General features: G+C 71.8%; 25 protein-coding genes. 16 read left to right on the forward strand and 9 right to left on the reverse strand.

Going from position 1 to position 22,252, the window contains the following annotated elements:
* Nucleotides 1-22: 22 nt before the first annotated feature.
* Together ACIHAD_RS07945 and ACIHAD_RS07950 are read right to left on the reverse strand one after the other, a co-directional pair.
* Nucleotides 23-706 carry a TMEM175 family protein gene (locus ACIHAD_RS07945; RefSeq protein WP_397353582.1) on the reverse strand — a complete coding sequence of 228 codons (684 nt, stop codon included), beginning with the start codon at nucleotides 704-706 and terminating at the stop codon, nucleotides 23-25.
* A gap of 57 nt (nucleotides 707-763) precedes the next feature.
* A complete protein-coding gene (locus tag ACIHAD_RS07950) occupies nucleotides 764-1,432 on the reverse strand; it encodes an alpha/beta fold hydrolase (protein ID WP_397353583.1) in 669 nt (222 codons plus the stop codon).
* A 180-nt stretch (nucleotides 1,433-1,612) separates the two neighbouring features.
* Between ACIHAD_RS07950 and ACIHAD_RS07955 the strand changes: the two genes are divergently transcribed.
* On the forward strand, nucleotides 1,613-2,710 hold the full coding sequence (locus ACIHAD_RS07955) for a ring-opening amidohydrolase (protein ID WP_397353584.1): 1,098 nt from the start codon (nucleotides 1,613-1,615) through the stop codon (nucleotides 2,708-2,710).
* Here ACIHAD_RS07955 and ACIHAD_RS07960 read toward each other — a convergent pair.
* Nucleotides 2,707-2,862 (reverse strand): hypothetical protein, encoded by a 156-nt coding sequence (locus ACIHAD_RS07960; RefSeq protein WP_397353585.1) that lies wholly within the window; start codon nucleotides 2,860-2,862, stop codon nucleotides 2,707-2,709. The two genes, ACIHAD_RS07955 and ACIHAD_RS07960, sit on opposite strands and share 4 nt — an antisense overlap.
* 79 nt (nucleotides 2,863-2,941) lie before the next feature.
* Between ACIHAD_RS07960 and ACIHAD_RS07965 the strand changes: the two genes are divergently transcribed.
* Nucleotides 2,942-3,478, forward strand: coding sequence for an SseB family protein (locus ACIHAD_RS07965; RefSeq protein WP_397353586.1), 537 nt, complete (start codon nucleotides 2,942-2,944; stop codon nucleotides 3,476-3,478).
* Nucleotides 3,479-3,564: 86 nt separating this feature from the next.
* Here the strand turns inward: ACIHAD_RS07965 and ACIHAD_RS07970 are convergent, their stop codons facing one another.
* Together ACIHAD_RS07970 and ACIHAD_RS07975 are read right to left on the reverse strand one after the other, a co-directional pair.
* Entirely contained in the window at nucleotides 3,565-3,945 is a 381-nt protein-coding gene (locus tag ACIHAD_RS07970) for a hypothetical protein (protein WP_397353587.1), read from the reverse strand.
* A gap of 23 nt (nucleotides 3,946-3,968) precedes the next feature.
* On the reverse strand, nucleotides 3,969-4,352 hold the full coding sequence (locus ACIHAD_RS07975) for a hypothetical protein (RefSeq protein ID WP_397353588.1): 384 nt from the start codon (nucleotides 4,350-4,352) through the stop codon (nucleotides 3,969-3,971).
* A 267-nt stretch (nucleotides 4,353-4,619) separates the two neighbouring features.
* Here ACIHAD_RS07975 and ACIHAD_RS07980 point away from each other — a divergent pair, with 267 nt between their 5' ends.
* Genes ACIHAD_RS07980 through ACIHAD_RS08005 form a run of 6 tightly spaced genes read left to right on the forward strand, consistent with a single transcriptional unit; the run spans nucleotide 4,620 to nucleotide 9,211 of the window.
* Nucleotides 4,620-5,201, forward strand: coding sequence for a prepilin peptidase (locus ACIHAD_RS07980; RefSeq protein ID WP_397353589.1), 582 nt, complete (start codon nucleotides 4,620-4,622; stop codon nucleotides 5,199-5,201).
* Between the two features lie 43 nt (nucleotides 5,202-5,244).
* On the forward strand, nucleotides 5,245-6,426 hold the full coding sequence (gene aroC / locus ACIHAD_RS07985) for a chorismate synthase (protein WP_397353590.1): 1,182 nt from the start codon (nucleotides 5,245-5,247) through the stop codon (nucleotides 6,424-6,426).
* A gap of 37 nt (nucleotides 6,427-6,463) precedes the next feature.
* The gene (locus tag ACIHAD_RS07990; RefSeq protein ID WP_397353591.1) at nucleotides 6,464-6,964 is read left to right on the forward strand and encodes a shikimate kinase; all 501 of its coding nucleotides are present in this window, start codon (nucleotides 6,464-6,466) and stop codon (nucleotides 6,962-6,964) included.
* Complete coding sequence (gene aroB, locus ACIHAD_RS07995) at nucleotides 6,961-8,031, forward strand: 3-dehydroquinate synthase (protein ID WP_397353592.1); 1,071 nt, start codon at nucleotides 6,961-6,963, stop codon at nucleotides 8,029-8,031. The genes ACIHAD_RS07990 and aroB overlap by 4 nt, the downstream gene beginning before the upstream one ends.
* Nucleotides 8,028-8,462, forward strand: coding sequence for a type II 3-dehydroquinate dehydratase (aroQ, locus tag ACIHAD_RS08000; protein WP_357701330.1), 435 nt, complete (start codon nucleotides 8,028-8,030; stop codon nucleotides 8,460-8,462). Before aroB ends, aroQ begins: the two co-directional genes overlap by 4 nt.
* The gene (locus tag ACIHAD_RS08005) at nucleotides 8,459-9,211 is read left to right on the forward strand and encodes an SGNH/GDSL hydrolase family protein (protein ID WP_397353593.1); all 753 of its coding nucleotides are present in this window, start codon (nucleotides 8,459-8,461) and stop codon (nucleotides 9,209-9,211) included. The genes aroQ and ACIHAD_RS08005 overlap by 4 nt, the downstream gene beginning before the upstream one ends.
* Nucleotides 9,212-9,413: 202 nt before the next feature.
* On the opposite strand, the gene ACIHAD_RS08010 is transcribed toward ACIHAD_RS08005, so the two are convergent.
* Nucleotides 9,414-11,387: an ATP-dependent DNA helicase gene (locus tag ACIHAD_RS08010; RefSeq protein WP_397353594.1), complete on the reverse strand. Its 1,974-nt coding sequence runs from the start codon at nucleotides 11,385-11,387 to the stop codon at nucleotides 9,414-9,416.
* Between the two features lie 391 nt (nucleotides 11,388-11,778).
* Here ACIHAD_RS08010 and ACIHAD_RS08015 point away from each other — a divergent pair, with 391 nt between their 5' ends.
* Both ACIHAD_RS08015 and ACIHAD_RS08020 read left to right on the forward strand, forming a co-directional pair.
* A complete protein-coding gene (locus ACIHAD_RS08015; RefSeq protein WP_397353596.1) occupies nucleotides 11,779-12,795 on the forward strand; it encodes a hypothetical protein in 1,017 nt (338 codons plus the stop codon).
* 63 nt (nucleotides 12,796-12,858) lie between these two features.
* Complete coding sequence (locus ACIHAD_RS08020; protein WP_397353597.1) at nucleotides 12,859-14,463, forward strand: Na+/H+ antiporter; 1,605 nt, start codon at nucleotides 12,859-12,861, stop codon at nucleotides 14,461-14,463.
* Nucleotides 14,464-14,772: 309 nt separating this feature from the next.
* Here the strand turns inward: ACIHAD_RS08020 and ACIHAD_RS08025 are convergent, their stop codons facing one another.
* Nucleotides 14,773-15,030: a ubiquitin carboxyl-terminal hydrolase 14 gene (locus ACIHAD_RS08025; RefSeq protein ID WP_397353598.1), complete on the reverse strand. Its 258-nt coding sequence runs from the start codon at nucleotides 15,028-15,030 to the stop codon at nucleotides 14,773-14,775.
* A gap of 216 nt (nucleotides 15,031-15,246) precedes the next feature.
* Here ACIHAD_RS08025 and ACIHAD_RS08030 point away from each other — a divergent pair, with 216 nt between their 5' ends.
* The 5 genes from ACIHAD_RS08030 to ACIHAD_RS08050 all read left to right on the forward strand — a co-directional run bounded on the left by ACIHAD_RS08030 (nucleotide 15,247) and on the right by ACIHAD_RS08050 (nucleotide 17,889).
* Nucleotides 15,247-16,203 (forward strand): aminotransferase class I/II-fold pyridoxal phosphate-dependent enzyme, encoded by a 957-nt coding sequence (locus ACIHAD_RS08030; RefSeq protein WP_397353599.1) that lies wholly within the window; start codon nucleotides 15,247-15,249, stop codon nucleotides 16,201-16,203.
* A gap of 47 nt (nucleotides 16,204-16,250) precedes the next feature.
* A complete protein-coding gene (locus ACIHAD_RS08035; RefSeq protein WP_397353601.1) occupies nucleotides 16,251-16,577 on the forward strand; it encodes a YidH family protein in 327 nt (108 codons plus the stop codon).
* Nucleotides 16,578-16,907, forward strand: coding sequence for a DUF202 domain-containing protein (locus ACIHAD_RS08040; RefSeq protein WP_397353602.1), 330 nt, complete (start codon nucleotides 16,578-16,580; stop codon nucleotides 16,905-16,907). It begins immediately after the preceding gene.
* A gap of 50 nt (nucleotides 16,908-16,957) precedes the next feature.
* Entirely contained in the window at nucleotides 16,958-17,272 is a 315-nt protein-coding gene (locus tag ACIHAD_RS08045; RefSeq protein WP_397353603.1) for a hypothetical protein, read from the forward strand.
* A gap of 176 nt (nucleotides 17,273-17,448) precedes the next feature.
* On the forward strand, nucleotides 17,449-17,889 hold the full coding sequence (locus ACIHAD_RS08050) for a hypothetical protein (protein WP_397353604.1): 441 nt from the start codon (nucleotides 17,449-17,451) through the stop codon (nucleotides 17,887-17,889).
* 35 nt (nucleotides 17,890-17,924) lie between these two features.
* Here ACIHAD_RS08050 and ACIHAD_RS08055 read toward each other — a convergent pair whose 3' ends face one another.
* Together ACIHAD_RS08055 and ACIHAD_RS08060 are read right to left on the reverse strand one after the other, a co-directional pair.
* Nucleotides 17,925-19,757, reverse strand: a complete 1,833-nt coding sequence (locus ACIHAD_RS08055) for an ABC transporter ATP-binding protein (protein ID WP_397353605.1) — start codon at nucleotides 19,755-19,757, stop codon at nucleotides 17,925-17,927.
* A complete protein-coding gene (locus ACIHAD_RS08060) occupies nucleotides 19,754-21,535 on the reverse strand; it encodes an ABC transporter ATP-binding protein (RefSeq protein ID WP_397353606.1) in 1,782 nt (593 codons plus the stop codon). The genes ACIHAD_RS08055 and ACIHAD_RS08060 overlap by 4 nt, the downstream gene beginning before the upstream one ends.
* Before the next feature lie 222 nt (nucleotides 21,536-21,757).
* Here ACIHAD_RS08060 and ACIHAD_RS08065 point away from each other — a divergent pair, with 222 nt between their 5' ends.
* Complete coding sequence (locus ACIHAD_RS08065) at nucleotides 21,758-22,237, forward strand: nucleoside deaminase (RefSeq protein WP_397353607.1); 480 nt, start codon at nucleotides 21,758-21,760, stop codon at nucleotides 22,235-22,237.
* The last annotated feature ends 15 nt before the right edge of the window (nucleotides 22,238-22,252 follow it).

Genomic DNA, 22,252 nt, shown 5'->3' on the forward strand with positions numbered 1-22,252 from the left:
GCGGATCTTTGTGACATTGGGGTCACGTTCGCCCCTTAACATCCGGCTGAACCGCGCCGGGAGCGAGCCGCCTCCGGACGAGCACGATGATCGCGACCACGACCGGCGTGGCCATCCACAGGTACGTGGAGTCCTCGCCCACGCCGAAGGCCAGCACGGCGCTGACCGCCCACAACACGCCGCAGCCCCAGTACACCCAGGCCGAGGTGCCCATGCGCCGCCTGCCGGCGTTGCCGTTCAGCAGCCCCTGCACGAGCGCCAGCGTGAACAGCGCGCCCTGGCAGAACATCAGGATCGCCTCGGTGCCCGCGAACAGCGCCAGCGCCAGCCCCTTGGACGCCTCGCCGCCGCCGTGGAAGGAGGACATCTCGCTCCACAGGTTCATCGTGTACGGCAGGAACGCCGAGAACAGCAGCAGCGGCACGTGCAGCAGCAGGACGGGCTGCGTGACCCGGTGGAGCTGGTCGAAGAGCGTGTGATGGGCCCGCCAGCTGAACCAGAGCATGAGGAAGGCCAGCGCGAACGCCATGAACGACCCCTGGCGCTCGGCCAGGAAGCCCGCGAGGTCGCCGAACTGCGCCTCCTCCGGACGGGGGATCTCCAGGACGAGCAGCGTGATCGCGATCGCGAACACCGCGTCGCTGAACATCCCGACCCGCTCCGGGGTCATGCCGGGACGGGGGGCGGCCGGTGGGGGGCTGGACACAGCGGATCTCCGTGAATCGTGGGGGGTGACCAGCATAGAGCTGCGGACGTCCGGGGCTCACCTGTCCAGGAAGGCGTCCACCGCGTCCAGGAAGGCGGCCCGTTCGGTGGCGTGGACGAGGTGCCCGGCCTCGATCGTGATCAGCTCGGCCCCGGGGATCAGGCGGGCCAGCGCGGGGGCGTCGAACGGGCTCAGCCTCCCGCCCGACAGCACCAGCGTGGGCGCCGTGATCCTGCCCAGCTCGGCGGCCAGCGCCGGGTCGGGATCGACGATGTACGGCTCGGTCTGGTGCATCATCCGCCAGTCGAAGGCGGTGGAGCCGTCCTCGACCAGGGGCTGCCGCCCCTCGATCGGGTACGGCGCCGTGACGTCCTCCAGCACCAGCCGCTCGACGCGCCCGGGATGGCGCATGGCCACGTGGTAGGACACCATGCCGCCCAGCGAGTGCCCGACCAGCCGGACGCGGTCGAGGCCCAGGTGGTCGAGGAGTGCCACGACGTCCTCGGCCATCGTGCTCACCGCGTACTCGCCCGGACGGTCGCTGGCCCCGTGGCCCCGCAGGTCGGGGGCGAGGACGTGGTGGCGGGCGGCGAAGTGCTGGGTGATGCCGTTCCAGTCGTTGTGGTTCGCGGTCCTGCCGTGGACGAGGACCAGCGGGGGAGCGGCGGGGTCGCCCTCCTCGCGGTAGACGAGCTTGATGCCGTTGACGTGGGCTTCGCGAATCACATCCGGGAACACTACCTTCGGTGCTTTTGTGAGCTTCGTGGTTCCGCCGAGAGCTTGAGAGGCCGGCGCACCTTGACATCGTGGCGGCCGTTCATGGGCAGACATTGCCCATGAACCCCGCCGGGCCGCTCGGCTAGCGTCGCGACGGTGGGGAAGCCGGTACTGGAGAAGGGGCAACGCATGCCGGACCCGATTGAAGTGCGAAAGGTGCCGATCGAGAGCGTGACCGACGCCTCCGGGCTGTCACGGCTCATCGCGGACGGGGTGATCGAGGCGCACCGGGTGCTCGCGGTGATCGGCAAGACCGAGGGCAACGGCGGCGTCAACGACTACACGCGCATCCTGGCCGACCGCGCCTTCCGCGAGGTCCTGGCCGAACACGGCCACCCGGCCCCCGAGAGCGTGCCGCTGGTGTGGTCGGGCGGCACCGACGGCGTCCTCAGCCCGCACGCCACCGTCTTCGCCACCACGGCGGACGCGCCGGCGAGCGACGAGCCGCGCCTGTCGGTGGGCGTGGCGATGAGCGAGGTGATCCTGCCCGAGGACATCGGCCGCCCGGCGATGGTGGAGAAGGTGGCCGCCGGGGTGCGGGAGGCCATGAAGATCGCCGGCATCGACGACCCGCGCGACGTCCACTACGTGCAGACCAAGACGCCGCTGCTCACCCTGGCCACCATCACCGAGGCCAGGAGCCGCGGCCAGGACACCGCCATCGAGGAGACCGGCCCGTCGATGGACCTGTCCAACTCCACCACCGCGCTCGGCATCGCGGTCGCGCTCGGCGAGATCGACATGCCGGCCGCCGACCAGATCCACAAGGACCTGTCGCTGTACTCGTCGGTGGCCTCGTGCTCGTCGGGGGTGGAGCTGGACCGGGCGCAGATCGTGCTGGTGGGGAACGTGCGCGGCATCGGCGGGCGCTACCGCATCGGGCACAGCGTCATGAAGGACGCGCTCGACGCCGACGGCATCTGGGCGGCCATCAAGGACGCCGGGCTGTCGCTGCCGGACCGCCCCCACCCCTCCGACCTCGGCGGACGGCTGGTCAACGTGTTCATGAAGTGCGAGGCCGACCCGTCCGGACGGGTGCGCGGGCGGCGCAACATCATGCTGGACGACTCCGACGTGCACTGGCACCGGCAGATCAAGGCGGCCGTCGGCGGGGTGGCGGCCTCGGTCACCGGCGACCCCGCGGTCTTCGTCTCGGTGGCCGCCGTGCACCAGGGGCCCTCGGGCGGCGGGCCGGTCGCGGCCATCGCGGACCTCGGCGAGCCCTAGCTAGGCCAGGGCAGCACGGTCAGCTCGGGCCAGGTCTCGGCGCAGCGCGCCGCCTTGGCCCCGCCGAGCACCCGCACGAGCACCGGGTCGGTCTCCAGGACGGCCCGCACGGCCGCGGTCTGCTCGTCGAGAGGAAGTCGCGAGATCCGCACCGCATCTGTCTACCAGCCCGCACCGACAGAACCACGCCGGGAACCGGGGCGCCGGCACCCGCGGGTAGTCTCATTCGCTGTGCCGACCATCCCACAGCCACTCGACCCCGACGACGACGGCAGCGCCGCCCCCGCCGTGGCCGCCGCCCTGGCCGCCTACGAGGCGGGCACGTGCGGCCCCGCCGACGTGCTGGCCGCCCTGAGCGGCGCGCGGCTGCTGGTGCCGGTGGTCGCCCTGCTGACCGAGTCCGAGGTCGGCGAGCACGGGCTGCGTCAGGAGAAGGAGAGCGAGATGGCGCTGCCCAAGCTCGTCGGCGCCGACGGCAGGCACGCGGTGCTCGCCTTCACCGGCACCGACGCGCTGACCAGGTGGCGCGAGGACGCCCGGCCCATCCAGACCGGCACGCTCCAGGTCTGCCGGGCGGCCGTGCACGAGGAGGCCGCGGCGGTCGTGGTCGACGTGGCCGGGCCGGTGCAGTTCGTGATCGAGGGCGAGGTGCTGCGGGCGCTGGCCGCGGTCGAGTCCGGCACGGTCGACCGGCTCAGCGGCGTCACCGTCGCCAGGATGGAGCCCGCCCCGCCCCGCCGCCGCTGGTTCTCCCGCAGGAGCGGCTGAACGCCGGTCCACCGCGCGAGCGGCTGGACGCGCCGACGCCCCCGGCCGGTGTCGGTCACCGGCCGGGGGCGTCCGCGGGACGTCTCTCAGGAGACGGTCAGGTAGAACCCGGTGTCGGCCCCCACGCCGTTGGCGAGCTGGCTGTAGACGGCGACCGCCCGGTAGTGGCCGCCGCAGATCGCCGCCTGGCGCTGCACCGACAGCGAGCGCGGGTAGACGGCCCGGCCCGTCGGCGTCACGTGGATCACCACGTCGCCGTCGTAGTCGACGTCCTCGCCGAGGATCACGCAGTAGGTCCCGCGGAACAGGCGCTTGACCTCCTCGACGTTCTTGCTCTCGGTCACCGAGCCGTCCGGCCCGACGGTGGCGGAGGCCTGGGCGTACGGGGTGTCCGCGTGCGCCGCCGCCGGCGTCAGGACGGCCGCCGCGGCGAGCGCCGCGACGGCGGCGCGCCTGATGATGTTCATCTGGGTGCTCCCTCGGTTCTCGGTCAGGAGATGGTCAGGTCGAAGCCGCCGTCGGCGAGCCGGCCGGTGCTGGTGTCGTAGACGCCGACGGTGATGGTGTTGGTCTCGTGGCAGGTCGCCGACGGGCTGCGGTACGCGATGAACGGCAGGCGGCGGGGCGCCCGCGGGGTGATCTGGATCACCGCGGTGGACGTGGTGACGTGCTTGTCGACCATCACGCAGTAGCGGCCGGTGGAGGCCCGCCACGTCTTGAGGATGTTCTTGCCGTTGTTCAGCTCGCCGTCCGCGTCGACGATCGCCGCGGCCCGCGCGTACGGGGCCTGCAGGTCGGCGTACGCGGCGGGGCCGGTCATGATGAGGCTTGCGGCGCTCAGCGCGAGGCCGCCGGCCAGGATGCCACGGAACATGGGTCTTCCTCTCGGTCACTCTTCCGGGGGGGCCACGACAGAAAGTAAGTTCCTGACGACCCTCCGAGCCGCGTGCCACCCCGGCCCGGACGATCAAAGTTCCTTGGGAGATCGCCCCCGAACCCATGACCGCCGGCGTGCGTCGCGGCCCCCCGGCCCGAACGCGAAGGCCCGCCGGGGCGAGGCTTGGCTCTTGGCGCGCGCCATACCCGGGCCGCCCGGCGCGATCCCGGGACGGCCGCCGGGCCGCCGCATTAGGGTCTGCTCGTGGTCGCACTGATGGCGCTGCTCGGTCTGGTCGCCGGACGCCAGGTCAGGTCCCTGGCCGACTCCTACGACGACCTCGCGCCCCCGCCGTCGTGGCCGCCCGGCGTGGAACTGCTGACCGCCGCCGTGACGGCCCTGACCGCCTGGCTCGCCGGGCCGCCGTACGCCGGTCTCGCGCTGGCCGGCACGGCGCTGGCGGTCATCGACTGGCGCACCACCCTGCTGCCGGACGCGATCACGCTGCCCGCGTACCCGATCATCGCACTGACCCTGCTGCCCACCGGGGAGCTGCCGCGCGCGCTGCTCGGCGCGGCGGCGCTGGCGGCCGTCTACGGCCTGCTGTGGTTCGCCCGGCCCGACGCGATGGGGCTCGGCGACGTCAAGCTGGCCGGGCTCATCGGCATGGCGGCGGCGGCGATGAGCTGGCAGGCGTGGGTGGCCGCGGCGTTCGCCGGACAGGTGCTCGGCGCGCTGTACGCGGTCGCGCTGCTGCTCACCCGGCGGGGCGACCGGCACACCCAGTTCCCTTTCGGGCCGTTCATGCTGCTCGGCGCTTTTGTGGTGCTCTGTCTCGGCTGGTGAACGACGGCCATCCCACCCGGCGGCACGTGGAAGACTTGGAGTCATGTTGCGCTGGTTGACGGCCGGAGAGTCCCACGGCCCCGAACTCGTTGCCATCCTCGAAGGACTGCCCGCCGGGGTCGAGGTGACCACCGCCGCGATCGACGAGGCCCTGCGCCGCCGCAGGCTCGGCTACGGCCGCGGCGCGCGGATGAAGTTCGAGCAGGACCAGGTGACGATCGCCGGCGGCGTGCGCCACGGCCGCACCATGGGCAGCCCGATCGCCGTCCGCGTGGGCAACACCGAGTGGCCCAAGTGGGAGAAGGTCATGTCGGCCGACCCGGTCGACCCGGCCGAGCTGGAGGGCCTGGCCCGCAACGCGCCGCGGTCCCGTCCCCGCCCCGGCCACGCCGACCTGGCCGGCATGCAGAAGTACGGCTTCGACGACGCCCGCCAGGTGCTCGACCGGGCCAGCGCCCGCGAGACCGCCGCCCGCGTCGCGCTCGGCGAGGTCGCCAGGCGCTTCCTGAAGCAGGCGCTCGGCGTCGACATCCTCAGCCACGTCACCTCCATCGGCGGCGCGCAGAGCCCCGCCGAGGTCCTGCCCGGCCCCGGCGACCTGGCCAGGATCGACGAAGACCCGGTCCGCTGCTCCGACGCCGAGGGCAGCGCCGCCATGGTCACCGTGATCGACCAGGCCCACAAAGACGGCGACACGCTCGGCGGCGTCGTCGAGGTGCTCGCCTACGGCCTGCCGCCCGGCCTGGGCAGCTACACCCACTGGGACCGCAGGCTCGACTCCCGGCTCGCCGCGGCCCTCATGGGCATCCAGGCGATCAAGGGTGTCGCGGTCGGCGACGGCTTCGAGACCGCCCGGCGGCCCGGCTCGCGCGCCCACGACGAGATCGAGTACACCGCCGAGAACGGCGTCAAGCGGGTCACCAACCGCGCGGGCGGCGTCGAGGGCGGCATGACCAACGGCGAGGTCCTGCGGGTCAGCGCCGCCATGAAGCCCATCTCCACCGTGCCGAGGGCCCTGGCCACGATCGACGTCAAGACCGGCGAGGCCGCCAAGGCCCACCACGAGCGCTCCGACGTGTGCGCCGTCCCGGCCGCGGGCATCGTGGCCGAGGCCATGGTCGCGCTGGTGCTGGCCGACGCCGCCCTGGAGAAGTTCGGCGGCGACTCGGTGGAGGAGGTCGCCCGCAACCTGTCCGGCTACCTCTCCTCGATGGTGATCAAGTGACGGCCTCGCGGGGCGAACGAGAAGGGGTGAGCGACCAGTGACCAGAGCCGTGCTCATCGGCCCGCCCGGATCCGGCAAGACCACGCTCGGGCGGCTGCTCGCCGAGCGGCTGGGCGTCGGCTTCCGCGACACCGACGCCGACGTCGAGGCCGTGGCCGGCAAGCCGGTCCCCGACATCTTCGTCGAGGACGGCGAGGCCCGCTTCCGCGAGCTGGAGCACGAGGCCGTGCGCCGCGCCCTGGCCGAGCACGACGGCGTCCTGTCGCTCGGCGGCGGCGCCGTGCTCAACGAGGAGACCCAGGCCCTGCTCGCCGGTCACCACGTGATCTACCTCCAGGTGGGCCTGGCCGACGCGGTCCAGCGGGTCGGGCTCGCCTCGGCCAGGCCGCTGCTCGTGCTCAACCCGCGCAGCCGGCTCAAGAAGCTGATGGAGGAGCGGCGGCCGGTCTACGAGCGCCTGGCCGTCGTCACGGTCGACACCGACAAGCGCGACCCGGGCGAGCTCGCCGACGAGATCCTGGAGGGCCTGCCGGCATGACCGCGACGCGGATCCCCGTACCCGGCGACAGCCCCTACGACGTCGTGGTGGGCAGCGGCGTGCAGGCCGAGCTGCCGGGCCTGCTCAGGCCGGGCGTGCGCACGGTCGCCGTCGTCCGCCCGCAGGGCCTGCCCGAGCTGTCCCGCCCGGTCCTCGCGGCCCTGGCCGAGGCCGGCTACGAGGTGGCCGACCTGCCCATCCCCGACGGCGAGGCGTGCAAGACGCCCGAGGTGGCCGCCGGCCTGTGGTCCGCGCTCGGCCGCCACGGCCTGACCCGCTCCGACGCCGTCGTGGGCGTGGGCGGGGGCGCGACGACCGACCTGGCCGGGTTCGTGGCCGGCACCTGGCTGCGCGGCGTGCAGGTCGTGCTCGCGCCGACGACGCTGCTGGCCATGGTCGACGCCGCCGTCGGCGGCAAGAACGGCATCGACACCCCCGAGGGCAAGAACCTGGTGGGCACGTTCCTGCCGCCCGCCGGGGTGCTCTGCGACCTGGCCGTGCTGCCCGGCATGCCGAAGGCCGACTACGTGGCGGGGCTGGCCGAGGTCATCAAGGGCGGCTTCATCGCCGATCCGCAGATCCTCGCGCTCGTCGAGTCCGACCCCGAGGGCGCCACCAGGCCCGACGGCCCCCACACCCGCGAGCTGATCGAGCGCAAGATCCGCGTCAAGGCCCACGTCGTGGGCACCGACCTGCGCGAGCAGGGCCTGCGCGAGATCCTCAACTACGGCCACACGCTGGCCCACGCCATCGAGCGCGACGAGCACTACACGATCCGCCACGGCGAGGCGGTGGCCATCGGCATGGTCTACGCCGCCGAGCTGTCCCGGCTGTCCGGCCGCGCCGACCTGGTGGGCCGCACCCGCGCGATCCTCACCTCGGTCGGCCTGCCGATCTCCTACCACGCCGATGCCTGGCCGCGGCTGCGCGACCACATGCGGCTGGACAAGAAGAACCGGGGCGCCAAGCAGCGCTTCGTCGTCCTCGACGACCTGGCCAGGCCCGGCCGCCTCGAAGACCCCGCCGAAGAGCTGCTCGAAGCCGCCTACAAGGAGATCGCGCGATGATCCTCGTGCTCAACGGCCCCAACCTGAGCAGGCTCGGCACCCGCGAGCCCGACGTCTACGGGGCCGAGACGCTTGAGGACCTCGCCGAGCTGTGCCGCGACACCGGCCGCAAGCTCGGCGAGCACGTCGAGGTGCGCCAGACCGACGACGAGGCCGAGCTGATCGGCTGGCTGCACGAGGCCGCCGACGGCCGCATCCCCGTCGTGCTCAACCCGGCCGCCTTCACCCACTACTCCTACGCCGTGCGCGACGCCATCGCCCAGCGCACCGCCCCGCTCGTCGAGGTGCACATCAGCAACCCCGCGGCGAGGGAAGAGTTTCGCCACACCTCGGTCGTCGCCGGGGTGGCGACGGGCACGATCGCCGGATTCGGACTACAGTCCTACGTCCTGGCGCTACACGCTATCGCGGAGATGAACAGCAGCTCATGAGGCAATACAAGTCCTTCGTCGCCCTCGGGGACAGTTTCACGGAAGGACTGAATGATCCAGGCCCCGACGGGCACTACCGCGGCTGGGCCGACCGGGTCGCCGAACGGCTCGCCGCGGACGACCCGGCGTTCCGCTATGCGAACCTGGCCGTCCGCGGCAAACTGCTCGACCAGATCATCACCGAGCAGGTGCCGCGGGCCATCGAGATGGGCCCCGACCTGGTGAGCTTCTGCGCGGGCGGCAACGACCTGCTGCGGCCGGGCAGCGACCCCGACGTGATGGCCAAGCGCCTGGCCCGCGCGGTGCGCGACCTGCGGGCCGGGGGCGCGGACGTGTTGCTGTTCACCGGGGTCGACCCGCGCGACACGCCGCTGATGCGGCGGCTGCGCGGTCGCTTCGCCATCTTCTACCTGCACATCCGCTCCATCGCCGACCTCTACGGGTGCCGCCTGGTCGACCAGTGGTCGATGCAGGGGCTGCGCGACTGGCGGGCCTGGAGCGCCGACCGTCTGCACATGAACGAGGACGGGCATCGGCTGGTGGCCGCCCGCGTGCTCGACGTGCTGGGGGTGCCGTTCGACGACTGGCGCAAGGACTGGCCGGAGCGGATGGTCGACCCGCGGGCGCGGCGCCGCGAGGACGCCCAGTGGATCCGCGAGCACCTGATGCCGTGGATGTCCCGCCGCCTGCGCGGCACCTCCTCGGGTGACGGCCTCACGCCGAAGCGTCCCGACCTCACCCCGTTCTAGCTTCTCGCCACCTGGCCGGAGCCTTTCCCTTACGGCTTCGCCTGGTCGGGGCCTTTTCCTTACGGCTTCGCCTGGTCGGGCCACCCGCCGCACTTCGGCCGGGGGCCTTCCAGGAAACGCCCGCTGACCCTTCACCGGCGGGCCGCCGCGACGCGAGCCCGCCCTGCCCTTCTCCGTGGCCCTCGGCGGCCCGCTGGAAAGGTCAGGACTCGGTCGAAAGGCGCTTGAGGGCGGCGCGGGGGACGGCCGGGTCGGTGGTGCGCCAGAAGGGCGGCAGCGAGCCCAGGAGGAAACCGCTGTAACGGGCCGTGGCCAGGCGCGGGTCGAGGACCGCGATGACGCCCTTGTCGTTCTGGGCGCGCAGCAGCCGGCCGGTGCCCTGGGCCAGCAGCAGGGCCGCGTGGTTGGCGGCCACCGCCATGAACCCGTTGCCGCCGCGCGCCGCCACGTGCCGCTGGCGGGCCGAGGTGAGCGGGTCGTCGGGACGCGGGAACGGCACCCGGTCGATGATGACCAGCCGCAGCGACGGCCCGGGGACGTCGACCCCCTGCCACAGCGACAACGTGCCGAACAGGCAGGTCGGCTCGTCCTCGGCGAACTGCTTGACCAGCAGCATGGTCGAGTCGTCACCCTGGCACAGCAGCGGCACGTCGAGCCGCCCGCGCAGCGCCTCCGTGGCGGCCTTGGCGGCGCGCATCGAGGAGAACAGCCCCAGCGTGCGTCCGCCGGCCGCCTCGATCAGCTCGGTGATCTCGTCGAGATACTGCTCCGGCAGCCCGTCGCGGCCCGGCTGGGGGAGGTGTTTGGCGACGTAGAGGATGCCGGCGCGCGGGTGGTCGAACGGCGAGCCGACGTCGATGCCCTGCCAGCGCTTGCTGTCGCCCAGCCCCCACTGCGCGGCCAGCCCCTCGAACGTGCCGCCGAGGGCGAGCGTGGCGGAGGTGAGCACCACCGTGCGCTCGCCGAACAGCCGGTCGCGCAGCATGCCGCTCACGCTCAGCGGCGCCACCCGCAGCATGGGCGGACGGCGGTCGGTGGCGCCGTCGAGCCAGACCACCTCGGCGCGGTCGGCCTCGGAGGCGTGGCCGTAGGCGTCGAGCATGCGGACGGCGGTGTCGTGCACCTCGTCGAGCGCGGTGAAGGCGGCCTTGCGCTGGCCCGCCTTGTCGGGGTCGTCCTTGTCGGCGTTGCGCGGGCCCATGGCGGTGATGCAGCGCCAGGCCGTGTCGCGGATGAGCTGCAGCGTGAGCCCGAGCACCTGCGGCAGCTCGTCGATGCGGCCGGGGGGCGCGGCGGCCAGCAGCGCCTTGAGGTCTTCGCCCGCCTCCATGAGCTGGTCGGCGAGCGGCTGCTCGATCAGCCGGCCGACTCGGCGCACGGCCAGCAGCACCGACGCCTCCGACAGCTCGCCGGTCACCACCGAGGTCACCCGGTCGACCAGCTCGTGGGCCTCGTCGACGACCACGACCTCGTGCTCGGGCAGCACCGGCAGGTCGCCCATGGCGTCGATGGCCAGCAGCGCGTGGTTGGTCACCACGACGTCGACCTCGCCCGCGCGCGCCCTGGCCAGCTCGGCGAAGCACTCGGGGCCGCTCGGGCAGCGCGTGGCGCCCAGGCACTCCTGCGCGCTCACCGAGAACTGCCGCCAGGCCTGCTCGCTGACCCCGGGCACCAGCTCGTCGCGGTCGCCCGTCTCGGTCTCGTCGGCCCACTCCTGGATGCGCTGCACCATGCGGCCGGTCGCGCTCACCTCGCGCGGGTCGAAGAGCTGGTCCTGCTCGTCCTCCTCGGGCCAGCCCGCCGTCGCCTTGTAGCGGCACAGGTAGTTGCGCCGGCCCTTGAGGATGGCGAACGTCGGCTCGTGCGGCAGCTCCTTGCCCAGCGCCTCCGACAGCCGGGGCAGGTCGCGGTCGACGAGCTGGCGCTGCAGCGCGATGGTGGCCGTGGAGATCACGACGGGGGTGTCGCTGTCCATGGCGTGCCGGATCGAGGGCACCAGGTACGCCAGCGACTTGCCGGTGCCCGTGCCCGCCTGGACGGCCAGGTGCTCCTCGTCGTCGATGGCCTTCTGGACGGCCTTGACCATGGTCATCTGGCCCTGCCGTTCGCTCCCTCCGAGAGCGCCGACCGCGATGCTGAGCAGTTCGTCCACTGACGGGAGATGGGAGTCCGGCACGGTCGTCAACGGTACCCGCAATCCTGGGCCGACGCGCCGGACGCACTGTGGTCGGCCATGCGCATCCCGGCGTTCACGGGCCCGTCGCGAGGCTCGCGTGGCACACTGTCGAACGGAACTCCAACTGGTCAGGAAGATCTTGCTGGCGTGATCGGTGGGGTTTACGGTCTCGATGGTGAGAGCGTTTAGGTAGGGTTTTCCGGGGTTGAGTGGACGAATAAAGGCTGGTTAAAGCAGTATGTCTGCCATGTCGGAAGTTGTCCCGTTGCCGTCGTTCGGCGAAGTCTTCTTCGATGCACGAGGTCAGGAGCGGTGCCTCCGGGTCACGTGGCATGAGGGCACACTCGTCCTCAGCCTGTGGCGAGGGGAGATGTGCACAGCGAGCTTCCGCATGCCGATGGAGGACGTCGGCAGGCTGCTCGACACGCTCGACGACGGCTACGCCGAGGCCACGGGCGAGCAGCCCGCCGTGCCCGCGGCCGATCCGGGCACCGAGGTCATGCCGGGCACCGGTACGTACCACCGGCCGGCCCAGCACGCCCAGCAGCAGCCTCCGCAGCCCGCGCTCGACGAGCGGCCCACCGCGTCGCTGTCGCCCAGCGACGTGCTCGTGGCGCGCGGCCCGGCGCCGCAGGACAAGCTGGTGGCCTCCTACAGCGAGACCACGGGCCCCAGGGAGACCCCGTCGTACGGCGAGCGCATCCCCTTCACCGGCCCCCAGTACGTCGAGCAGCCCGCCGCCCAGTACCCCGGCGACCCGCACAGCGGCCCCCACTACACCGGCGACCCGTTCAGCGGCCCGCAGTACACCGGCGACGCCTACAGCGGCCCCCAGTACACGGGTGACCCGCTGAGCGGCCCGCAGTACACCGGCGACCCCTTCACCGGCCCCCAGTACGTCGACACCAACGAGCCCGTCTACCAGCTCCCCGGCGACCGGCGCCGCTCGTCGCCGCTGAGCACCGACCCGCTCGGCTTCCCGTCCCAGGCCGCCGAGCCCTTCCCACCGGCCCAGCAGTACCCCCCGGACCCGTACGGCTCCTACCAGCAGCCGCCGTCCCAGTCGCAGCCTCAACCGCATTCCCAGCCCCAGCCCCAGCCGCAGAGCACGGCCGGGCTCGGCACCCCCATGCACGGCATCCCCGGCGCGGGCCGCAGGCACAATCCCGCGCCCGTCCAGGACTCCTACCATGCGGCCGACACCTACCAGGGCTACCAGCAGCAGTCCCCGCAGCCCAACCCGGTGGACCCGCTGCTGGCGCTCGGCCGTCAGGAGTACCCGCCGCAGTCGCCCGACCCGAACATGGGCCGTCCCTACGTCGTGGACCCCCTGTTCTCGACCGGCGAACGCCTGCGCCCCGACCAGCAGCAGGACTACGGCGACGGGCACGACCGCCGGGAGTGGTGACACCCTCCTCCCGCCCGCCGGGTACGCTCTCGGCATCCACCCGGGCGAGCTGGAGGAGCGTCGTTGAATCCGACCATGGGCCTGCAACTGCTGCTGATGGCCGGTGGCGCGGTCGCGGTGGCGGCCGTGGCGCGGCGTCGGGGCTGGCCGGCCCCGCTGTTGCTGGTCGCGGCCGGGCTGCTGGTCTCGCCACTGGTGCCGTCGGTGCCGCTGCAGCCCGAGCTGGTGCTGTTCGTGTTCCTGCCGCCGCTGCTCTACTCGGCCGCGCTCGACAGCTCCTACCTGCGCCTGCGTGACGTCAAACGGGCCGTGGCGCTGCTGTCGATCGGCCTGGTGCTGTTCACCACGGCCGTGGTGGGGCTGGTCGTCCACCTGCTGCTGCCGGAGCTCCCGCTCGCCGCCGCCTTCGCGCTCGGCGCGATCATCGCGCCGCCCGACGCCGTGGCGGCCGTCGCCGTGGGCCGGCGGCTCGGGCTGCCGCGCAGGTCGCTGACGATCCTCATCGGCGAGAGCCTGTTCAACGACGCCACGGCGCTGACGGCCTACCGGGTTGCCATCGGGGCGGCCGTGGGCGGCAGCATCGACCTGCTCCAGGGCGTGGCGCAGTTCCTGTTCGCGGCGCTGGGCGGGGTGGCGATCGGGCTGGCGCTGGCGTTCGTGTTCGCGTGGGTGTTCCAGCACACCCGCGACTCGCTGGTCGAGAACACGCTGATGTTGCTGATCCCGTTCGCGGCCTACCTCGCGGCCGAGTCCGTGCACGTCTCCGGGCTCGGTCCCGAGCCGGTGCACGCCTCGGGCGTGATCTCCGTGGTGGTCGTCGGCCTCTACCTGGGCAACCGCATGCACCAGCGAGGGTTCGGCACCCGGCTGGTGTCCGACGCCGTGTGGAAGGTCACCGACTTCTTCCTGGAGTCGATCGTCTTCGCGCTCATCGGGCTGCAGCTCGTGACCGTGGTCAAGGGCATCACGGGCTACGGCCCCTGGCAGGTGGCCGGCTACGCGCTGGCGGTGCTCGGGGTGACGATCGTGTCCAGGTTCGTGTGGGTGTTCGCGTTCACCCCGCTGGTCAAGCTCGTACGGCGGGGCGCGTCGCCCAGCCCGCAGCAGACGGTGATCCTCGGCTGGGCCGGCATGCGCGGCGTGGTGTCGCTGGCGGCGGCCTTCTCCATCCCGCCGGAGATCCCGGCCCGCGACCGGGCCATGCTGCTCTTCCTGACGTTCACCACGGTGATCGGCACCCTGCTGATCCAGGGCATGACGTTCCCCGCGCTGATCAGGAAGCTGCGTGTGTCGAGCGACCAGGAGCGCTACGAGGACACGCTGGCCGAGGCCGCCGCCCAGCAGGCCGCGCTGGAGGCGGGCCTGGCCGAGCTCGAACGGATGGTCGAGCAGGAGGGCGAGCCCGACGAGATCAAGAAACAGGTCATCGACCAGCTCAAGGAGAAGTCGTGGCGGCGCTCGCTGACCGCGTGGGAACGCCTGGGCGGCGGCACCGCCCAGGGCGGCGCCGAGACCCCCAGCAGCCTCTACCGGCGGCTGCGCCGTGACATGCTCACGGCCGAGCGCGAGGTGTTCGTCCGGCTCCGCGACGAGCGCCGCCTCGACGACGAGGTACTGCGCGAGGTGATGGCCCAACTCGACTTCGAAGAGGCCATCCTCGAACGCTGACCCCAAGAACCCACGAGCCCCGAGGCGCTCCGCTCCTGAGGTGCGTTGGCTCCTGAGGCGCGTTGGCTCCTGAGGCGCGCTGTTTGGGCTGCCCCTGAGGGACGCTGATCGCGACGCGCGCTGACCCCGCCCGAGGGATGTCCCCGATGGGCCCGCCCTTGCCTGGGGGCGTTGTCCCCGAAGGGCCCTGACCCCTAAGCGTGGCGGCGTCGTGAACGCTCCCCAGCGTGCGGGAGTGCGGCTGGCGGCCCGGGCGCATCCCGCAGGGTGCGGTTCTGGCGGGTGAGGCGCCTGTGCGGCGCCGTCCGGTCAGCCCATCTGGTTGTCCACGAAGCACCAGCGCCAGTTCTCGCCCGGTTCGTACGACTGCATCACCGGGTGCGTGGTCTCGTGGAAGTGCTTGGTCGCGTGCTTGTTGGGCGAGGAGTCGCAGCAGCCGATGTGGCCGCACTCAAGACAGCGCCGCAGGTGCACCCACCGGCTGCCGCTGGCCAGGCACTCCTCACAGCCTTCTGGGGTCTTCGCCGCCGGGTCGTCGGCCTTGGAAAGATGCTCGCACATTGCCATGAATCAGATCCTAGAACCCGGGCGTCGTCGTCTTCCGCCCAGACCTCTTGTGCGTGTCCTGACATGCGGGGACGGCGTCTGGATCGGGGGCGGTGAGTGTCGTCCAGGGCTCTTCGCCGACTGCCTGCGGAGAGCTGCCGGGAAACGGCGAGGGCGGCACTGGGCCGAGCCGTCCGAGCGGGTACAGGGGCCCGCACCCAAGGGGAGCGAGAAGTCATGACCGATGTGTTCGCGAAATGTCGTCTGCCCGAGTGTCAGCCGGTCAAGGATCTGGGCGTCTATCCCTACTACCACCCCGTCGAGGAGCGGCCGGGCGACGGGGAGGTGGTGGTCGGCGGGCGGGTGCTGGTGCAGGCCGGGTCCAACGACCATCTCGGCCTGTCGGGGGATCCCCGCGTCAAGGAGGCCGCCGTCGCGGCGATCCGGCGGCTCGGGACGGGCAGCGGCGGGTCACGGCTCGCCCTGGGCGCGCTGCTGGGCCCGGGCGACGTGGTGATCGGCGACCGGCTGGTGCACGCCTGCCTCATCGACGCCGTACGCCTGGGCGGGGCCCGCTTACGTCGCTACCGGCACAACGACATGGACCATCTGGAACGGCTGCTAGGAGGGTGTCCGAGGTTCAGGGCCTCACGGTCGGGGTTCAGGGGTGGACCGGCCCTTGAATCAGGGGATTCGCGGCTGGGGTTGGGAGTGGTTGTCCGTACAACGAGGGGTTGTTCATGGGGTGGCGTGGATGTGGGGGATCGGGGGCCGCCGCGGAGGAGGGGGGCTGGGTATGGTCGAGGTATGCGACTCATCAAGAGCCGGTTCGTTCCCCTGGCGCTCTTCGCCGTATGCGTCCTGGCCGCCGGGTGTGGCGAGGTCAACGACACGATCGACAAGGCCCAGGCGTGCCTGGAGGCGCCGAAGATCGTCACCGACCTGGCCGTCAAGGTCAAGGACCTCACCGACGATCCCAAGGCCATGGAGAAGGCGCTCGACGACGCCGCGGGCAAGCTCAACGACGTGGCCGACAAGGCCGCCAACACCACGCTCAAGCAGGCCAGCGAAGACCTTGCCAAGACTTTGGGCGGGATCGACGTCAACAACGTCAACGACGCCGTCGACGCGGCCCAGAAGGTGGCCGGCGAAGCGGTCGACTACGCGCAGCAGGTCGCCAAGGCGTGCAGCTGAAATCCCGGCTTCTCTAGGGGAAAAGGGGACGAATTACCATATAAAGCATGGAGCCCGACCCGCGTTTCACCTTGGCCAACGAACGCACCTTTCTCACGTGGCTGAGCACGGCGCTGGCGCTCAGCGCGGGCGGGGTGGCCATGGCGGCGGTGCCCGCGGACGTGTTCGTGCCGTGGGTCCGCACCGTGCTGGCCGTCATGCTCGTGACGCTGTCCGCGCTGGCGGCGGGCATGGCCTACCCGCGCTGGCGCAACATCCAGCGCGCCCTGCGCAACCAGTCGCCGCTCCCGCCGCCCGCCTTGGCGGCCGTCTTCGGGTACGGCGTCGCCACCGTCGCGATCGTCGCCCTCGTGCTCATCATCCTGTCGGTGTAGATGTCACAGGAGATCTGGGACGAGGGCCTGCAGAGCGAGCGCACGCGGCTCGCCTGGGTGCGCACCGCCGTGGCGCTGTCCACGGGCGGGCTCGGCGCCGCCGGGCTCGCGGTGCGCCACGGCCTGCCCGCCGTGGCCGTCGCGGGGTTCGCGCTGGCCGCGCTCTGCGGCGCCGTCCTGCTGATCAGGACCGGGGTGCGCTTCCGCCGGGTCCAGGAGGCCCTGCACGGCGGACGGCCCATCGACGCGGGCCTCGACGCGCTGTTCGCCTGGCTCGGCACCCTCAGCGTCGTGCTCGGCGCGCTCACCTTCGTGCTCACGGTTCGGTGACCCCCGGCTTGCGATGTCCGGGAGGGGAGGCGGACACTCGTAGTGAGGGGGTGACCTCAGTGGAGGAAGAACGCAGGACCCTGCCCTTCGAGTGCCGCGGCTGCTGGCACGTCTGGGAAGAGGACTACCTCGTCAGGCACATCGACGACGAGCACGGGAACGCCGCCGAGATCTGGCTCAGGGACGGGTTGGTGGTGCCGCCGCCGTCGTCCGGGGTGATCTGCCCGCACTGCGGCTGCCAGCAGACCACCACGTTCCCGGCCGGCTATCTCGCCCGCCATCCGGAGCTGTTCCGGGCGGCCGAGCCCGTCGCACCGGATGCGACGCCGCTGCTCAGCCCGGTCCCGCCGCGGCGTCCGTACTGACGCCGGGAACGGACCGGCGGGACGGGCATGTACTAAAAAGCGGCGCTAAACCATGACACTTGGTAAGCGTTTCGTAGCTTGAAGTGTCATAAGGGGCCCTTGCGGAAGCGCCCGGTCAGGCGCACACTCAGGTCCAGACCACCTAGACCACCGAATCCCAGCCGGGGGTGATCCTCGTGCGCGACGGGTTCGAGACCCGCGAGACCTGGCCCTTCGAGTGCCTTCGCTGTCTGCGTGTCTGGGAGGAGGAATTCGTCGTCCGGCATTTCGCCGACGACCACGGCAACGAGGTCGAGATCTGGCTCAGCTCCGGCGTTGCCGTGCAACCCCCCTGGTCGGGCACGTGCTGCCCGGGATGCGGCGCCTATCACGTGACGTCGTTCCCCAGCGGCTACCTGGCCAGGCACCCCGAGCTGCGGCCGGACCCCGAACTGCTGCCCGAACTGCTGCCCGAGCTCGGCACCGCGTCGGGCCCGCTGCTGGAGGAGCCGAAGACGCCCCTGCCGGGAGCGCCCCTGGCCGGCCGGTTGCTCGTCGCGATCGGGGTGCCCGTCGCCCTGTTCGTCGGGTACGAGCTGTACCGGAGCCTCGTGGCCGTCACGCCCGTTCACCATTAGCCCGCCGCCCGCGCGGCGGGCCAATGGTGTCCCGGCTACTGGCTCAGGCTCTCCAGCCAGGCCCGGTGCAGCCCGGCGAAGCGGCCCGAGGCGGCGATGAGCCGGTCGGGCGGCCCGTCCTCGACGACCTGGCCGGCCTCCATCACCAGCACCCGGTCGGCGATCTCCACCGTCGAGAGCCGGTGGGCGATGATCAGCGCGGTGCGGTCGGCGAGGATCGTGCGCAGCGCCCGCTGCACCAGCCGCTCGCTCGGCACGTCGAGGCTGGAGGTGGCCTCGTCGAGGATGAGCACCGCGGGATCGGCGAGGAACGCCCTGGCGAACGCGATGAGCTGCCGCTGACCCGCCGACATCCGTCCGCCGCGCTTGCCGACCTCGGTGTCGTAGCCGTCGGGCAGGCCGGCGACGAACTCGTGCGCGCCGATCGCCTTGGCCGCCTCGCGTACCTGCCGGTCGGTGGCGTCCGGCCGGCCGAACCGGATGTTGTCCGCGACCGTGCCGCTGAACAGGAAGTTCTCCTGCGTCACCATGACCACGGCCTGGCGCAGCGTCGGCTCGTCCAGGTCGCGCAGGTCGACCCCGTCGAGCAGGACGCGGCCCGCGGTCGGGTCGTAGAAGCGGGAGATCAGCTTGGCCAGTGTCGTCTTGCCCGCGCCGGTCGCGCCGACAAGCGCCACGCTCTGCCCGCCGGGGATCGTCAGGTCGAGGCCGGGCAGGATCGGCATCTCCTCGACGTAGGCGAACCGCACGCCCTCGAAGCGCACCATGCCGCGGGCCGACTGGGGGAGCGCCTCGGGCCGCCGCGGCTCGGGCACACCGGGCTCCTCCTCCAGCACGCCCGACAGCTTCTCCAGGGCCGCGCCCGCCGACTGCAGGGTGTTGTAGAACTGGCTGAGCTCCTGCATCGGCTCGTAGAACTGCCGCAGGTACAGCAGGAACGCGGCCAGCACGCCGACCGTCACCTCGCCGTTGATGGCCAGGTAGCCGCCGTAGAGCAGCACCCCGCCCACGGTCAGGTTGCCGATCAGCTTGATGCCGAACATGAACTCCGCGCCCAGCAGCATGCTGCGCGCGTTGGCGTCCCGGTAGTCGTCGTTGAGCTGGGCGAAGATCTCCTGGTTGCGCGGCTCCCTGCGGAACGCCTGCACCGCCCGGATGCCGGTCATCGACTCGACGAAGTGCACGATCACCAGCGCGACCGTCTCGCGCGTCCGCCGGTAGACGATCACCGACTGGCGCCGGAACCACCGCGTGAACAGCAGCAGCAGCGGCAGCGGGACGAGCGCGACCAGGCCGAGGTGCACGTCGAGGATCAGCAGCAGCCCGGCCGTGCCGAACATCGTCAGCACCGCCTTGACCAGCCCGTCGAAGCCCGACTGAAGCAGTTCGGAGATGGCCTCGATGTCGGAGGTCAGCCGGGAGATGACCCGGCCCGAGGTGTACTTCTCGTGGAAGCTCAGCGACAGCCGCTGGAAGTGGTCGAACACCCGCCTGCGCAGCTCCAGCAGCACGCTCTGGCCGATCTTCCCCGACAGGCGCAGGAACGCCTGCCGGGTGAGCGCCTGCGTGACGGCCGCGGCCAGGATCACCCCGACCACGACCAGCAGGATCTCGGGCGCCGCCCCGCGGGTCATCGGCGGGATGCCGTCGTCGATCCCCACCTTGACCAGGTACGGGATCGCGAGCGCCGCCGCGTTCGAGACGACGATGATCGCGGTGAGCAGCGCGATGGCCTTGCGGTACGGGCGCAGCAGGTCGCCGAGCAGCCTGCGGGAGCGCTCCCGCAGGAGTACCGAGACCTTCTCCGGCAGTTCGTCCTGCTCTTCGGAGGCGACGCCGCGCCAGGAGGAGACGGGGGCGGTGGTCATCGCAGCGCTCCTTCCGAGGGGTCGAAGTCGGCGTCCTGGGCCAGCAGCTCGCGGTACTCGGGGACGTCGGCCAGCAGCTCGTGGTGGCGTCCGACGTGGGTGATGGTGCCGTCGCGCAGCAGCGCCACCTTGTCGGCCAGCAGCACGGTCGAGGCGCGGTGGGCGACCACGATGCCGGTCGCCTCGCGCAGGACGTGCCGCAGCGCCTCCTCCACCAGCGCCTCGGTCTCCACGTCGAGCGCGGACAGGGTGTCGTCGAGGACGAGGACGCGCGGCCTGCTCAGCACCGCCCGCGCCAGGGCGAGCCGCTGCCGCTGCCCGCCGGACAGCGACAGGCCCTGCTCGCCGATCCGGGTGTCGAGACCCCAGGGGAGGTCGTAGACGAATCCGGCCTGCGCGGTGCGGATCGCGTCGGCCAGCTCCTCCTCGGTGGCGTCGAGCCGGCCGAGCATGAGGTTCTCGCGCACGCTCATCGAGAACAGGGTCGGCTCCTCGAACGCGGTGGCCACCAGCGAGCGCAGCGTGGTCAGGTCGAGGTCGCGCACGTCCTGGCCGTCGATCGTCACGCGGCCCACGGTGGGGTCGATCAGCCGGGGCACCAGCGCGGTCAGCGTGGTCTTGCCCGCGCCGGTCGCGCCGACGACGGCCACCGTCTCGCCGGGGCGCACGTCCAGCCAGACGTCCCGCAGCACCGGCCCGTCGGCGCCGGGGAAGGTGAACCCGACGCCCTCGAACCGCAGGTGGCCGCGGGGCAGCTCGATCGTGCGGGTGCCGCCCTCGATCGCCGGGACGGTGTCCATGACCTCCATGACGCGGTCGGCGGAGGTCATCGCCTCCTGGGCCATGGCCAGGATGTAGCCGAGGCTCGCGATCGGCCAGACGAGCTGGAGCATCAGGGTGGTGAAGGCGACCAGCGTGCCCAGCGTCATCGAGCCGGAGCCCACCGCGAGGGCGCCGAGCAGCAGCACCAGGGCGAGGGTGACGTTGGGGATCACTTCGAGGAAGGCGAAGAACTTCGCCGACAGGTTGGCCTTGCCGACCGAGCTGCCGTACACCTTGCGGGCCGCCTCGTCGTACCGGTCGTAGACGTGGTGGCGGCGGCCGAAGGCCTTGATCGTACGGATGCCGATGGCCGACTCCTCGACGAGCGTGGCGAGGTCGCCCTGCTCGTCCTGGACCTGGCGGGAGATCTTGATGTACCGCTTCTCGAACCGCAGGGACGTCCACACGATCGGCACGGCCGAGGCCAGCACCAGCAGCCCGAGCGGCCAGTACTTGTTCAGCAGCAGCACGGTCACGGTGATGAGCTGGAGGATGTTCATCACCAGGAAGAGCATGCCGAAGCCGAGGAAGCGGCGGATCGTGGACAGGTCCGTCGTGGCCCGCGACAACAACTGGCCCGACTGCCAGTCGCCGTGGAAGCCCATCGGCAGGCGCTGCAGGTGCTCGTAGAGGTCGTCGCGGATCGCGGTCTCCAGCCCGAGGACGGGCTTGACCTGGGTCCAGCGCCGCAGGAAGATCAGCCCGGCCTCCACGACGCCCACGCCCAGGGCGATGAGCCCGAGCGGGAGCAGCCCGTCGGAGTCGCCCCGCGTCACGGGGCCGTCGATGACCTTCTCACTGATCAGGGGCAGCGCGATGCTCGCGGCGATGCTGAGGATCGCGGCCAGCCAGATGAGCACCAGTCTGGCGGCGTACGGGCGGAGGTAGGACTTCATCCGCCACAGGGAGTTGGAGGAGAGCAGGGGACGGCGAGGTGTGTCAGTATCGGGAGGCATCCCATCCAGGTTAATACGTGGGATCAACCCATTTTTTGCGGTAAATGTGGGGGTTTCTGCAGGTAACGTGCAGAAACGAGACCTGCATGACGTGCCCGCCGACCGTGCCTCCGCCACCGTCGAGGCGGCCTGGCAGCCCGTCCACCTGCGGCTCGGGCGCGGCGGAGGCCAAGGCGGGGCTGTCCTTTCCGCTCACGTTTTCTCACCGGACAGGAAGTTGCGATGATCGACGAGAGTGAACTGCCGTACCTGCGCCGCTGTGTCGAGCTGGCGACCGAGGCGCTGGAGTCGGGCGACGAGCCCTTCGGGTCGGTGCTGGTCGCCGGGGACGGCACTGTGCTGGCCGAGGACCACAACCGGGTGGCCGGGGGCGACCGCACCCGGCATCCGGAATTCGAGCTGGCGCGATGGGCGGCGGCCCACCTGGCCCCGCCGGAGCGGGCGGAGGCCACCGTCTACACCTCCGGCGAGCACTGCCCGATGTGCGCGGCGGCCCACGCCTGGGTGGGGCTGGGGCGCATCGTCTACGTGGCGTCGTCGGCCCAGCTCGCCGACTGGCTGGGCGAGCTGGGCGTGCCGGCGCCGCCGGTGAGCACGCTGCCGGTCAACGCCGTCGCGCCGGGCGTCGCGGTGGACGGGCCCGTCCCCGAGCTGGCCGGCCAGGTGCGCGAGCTGCACCGGCGCTTCCACAGCGGACGCTGAGCACCCGCGGAGCGG

Source organism: Nonomuraea sp. NPDC052265, assembly GCF_044547985.1.
Classification (GTDB): Bacteria; Actinomycetota; Actinomycetes; order Streptosporangiales; family Streptosporangiaceae; genus Nonomuraea.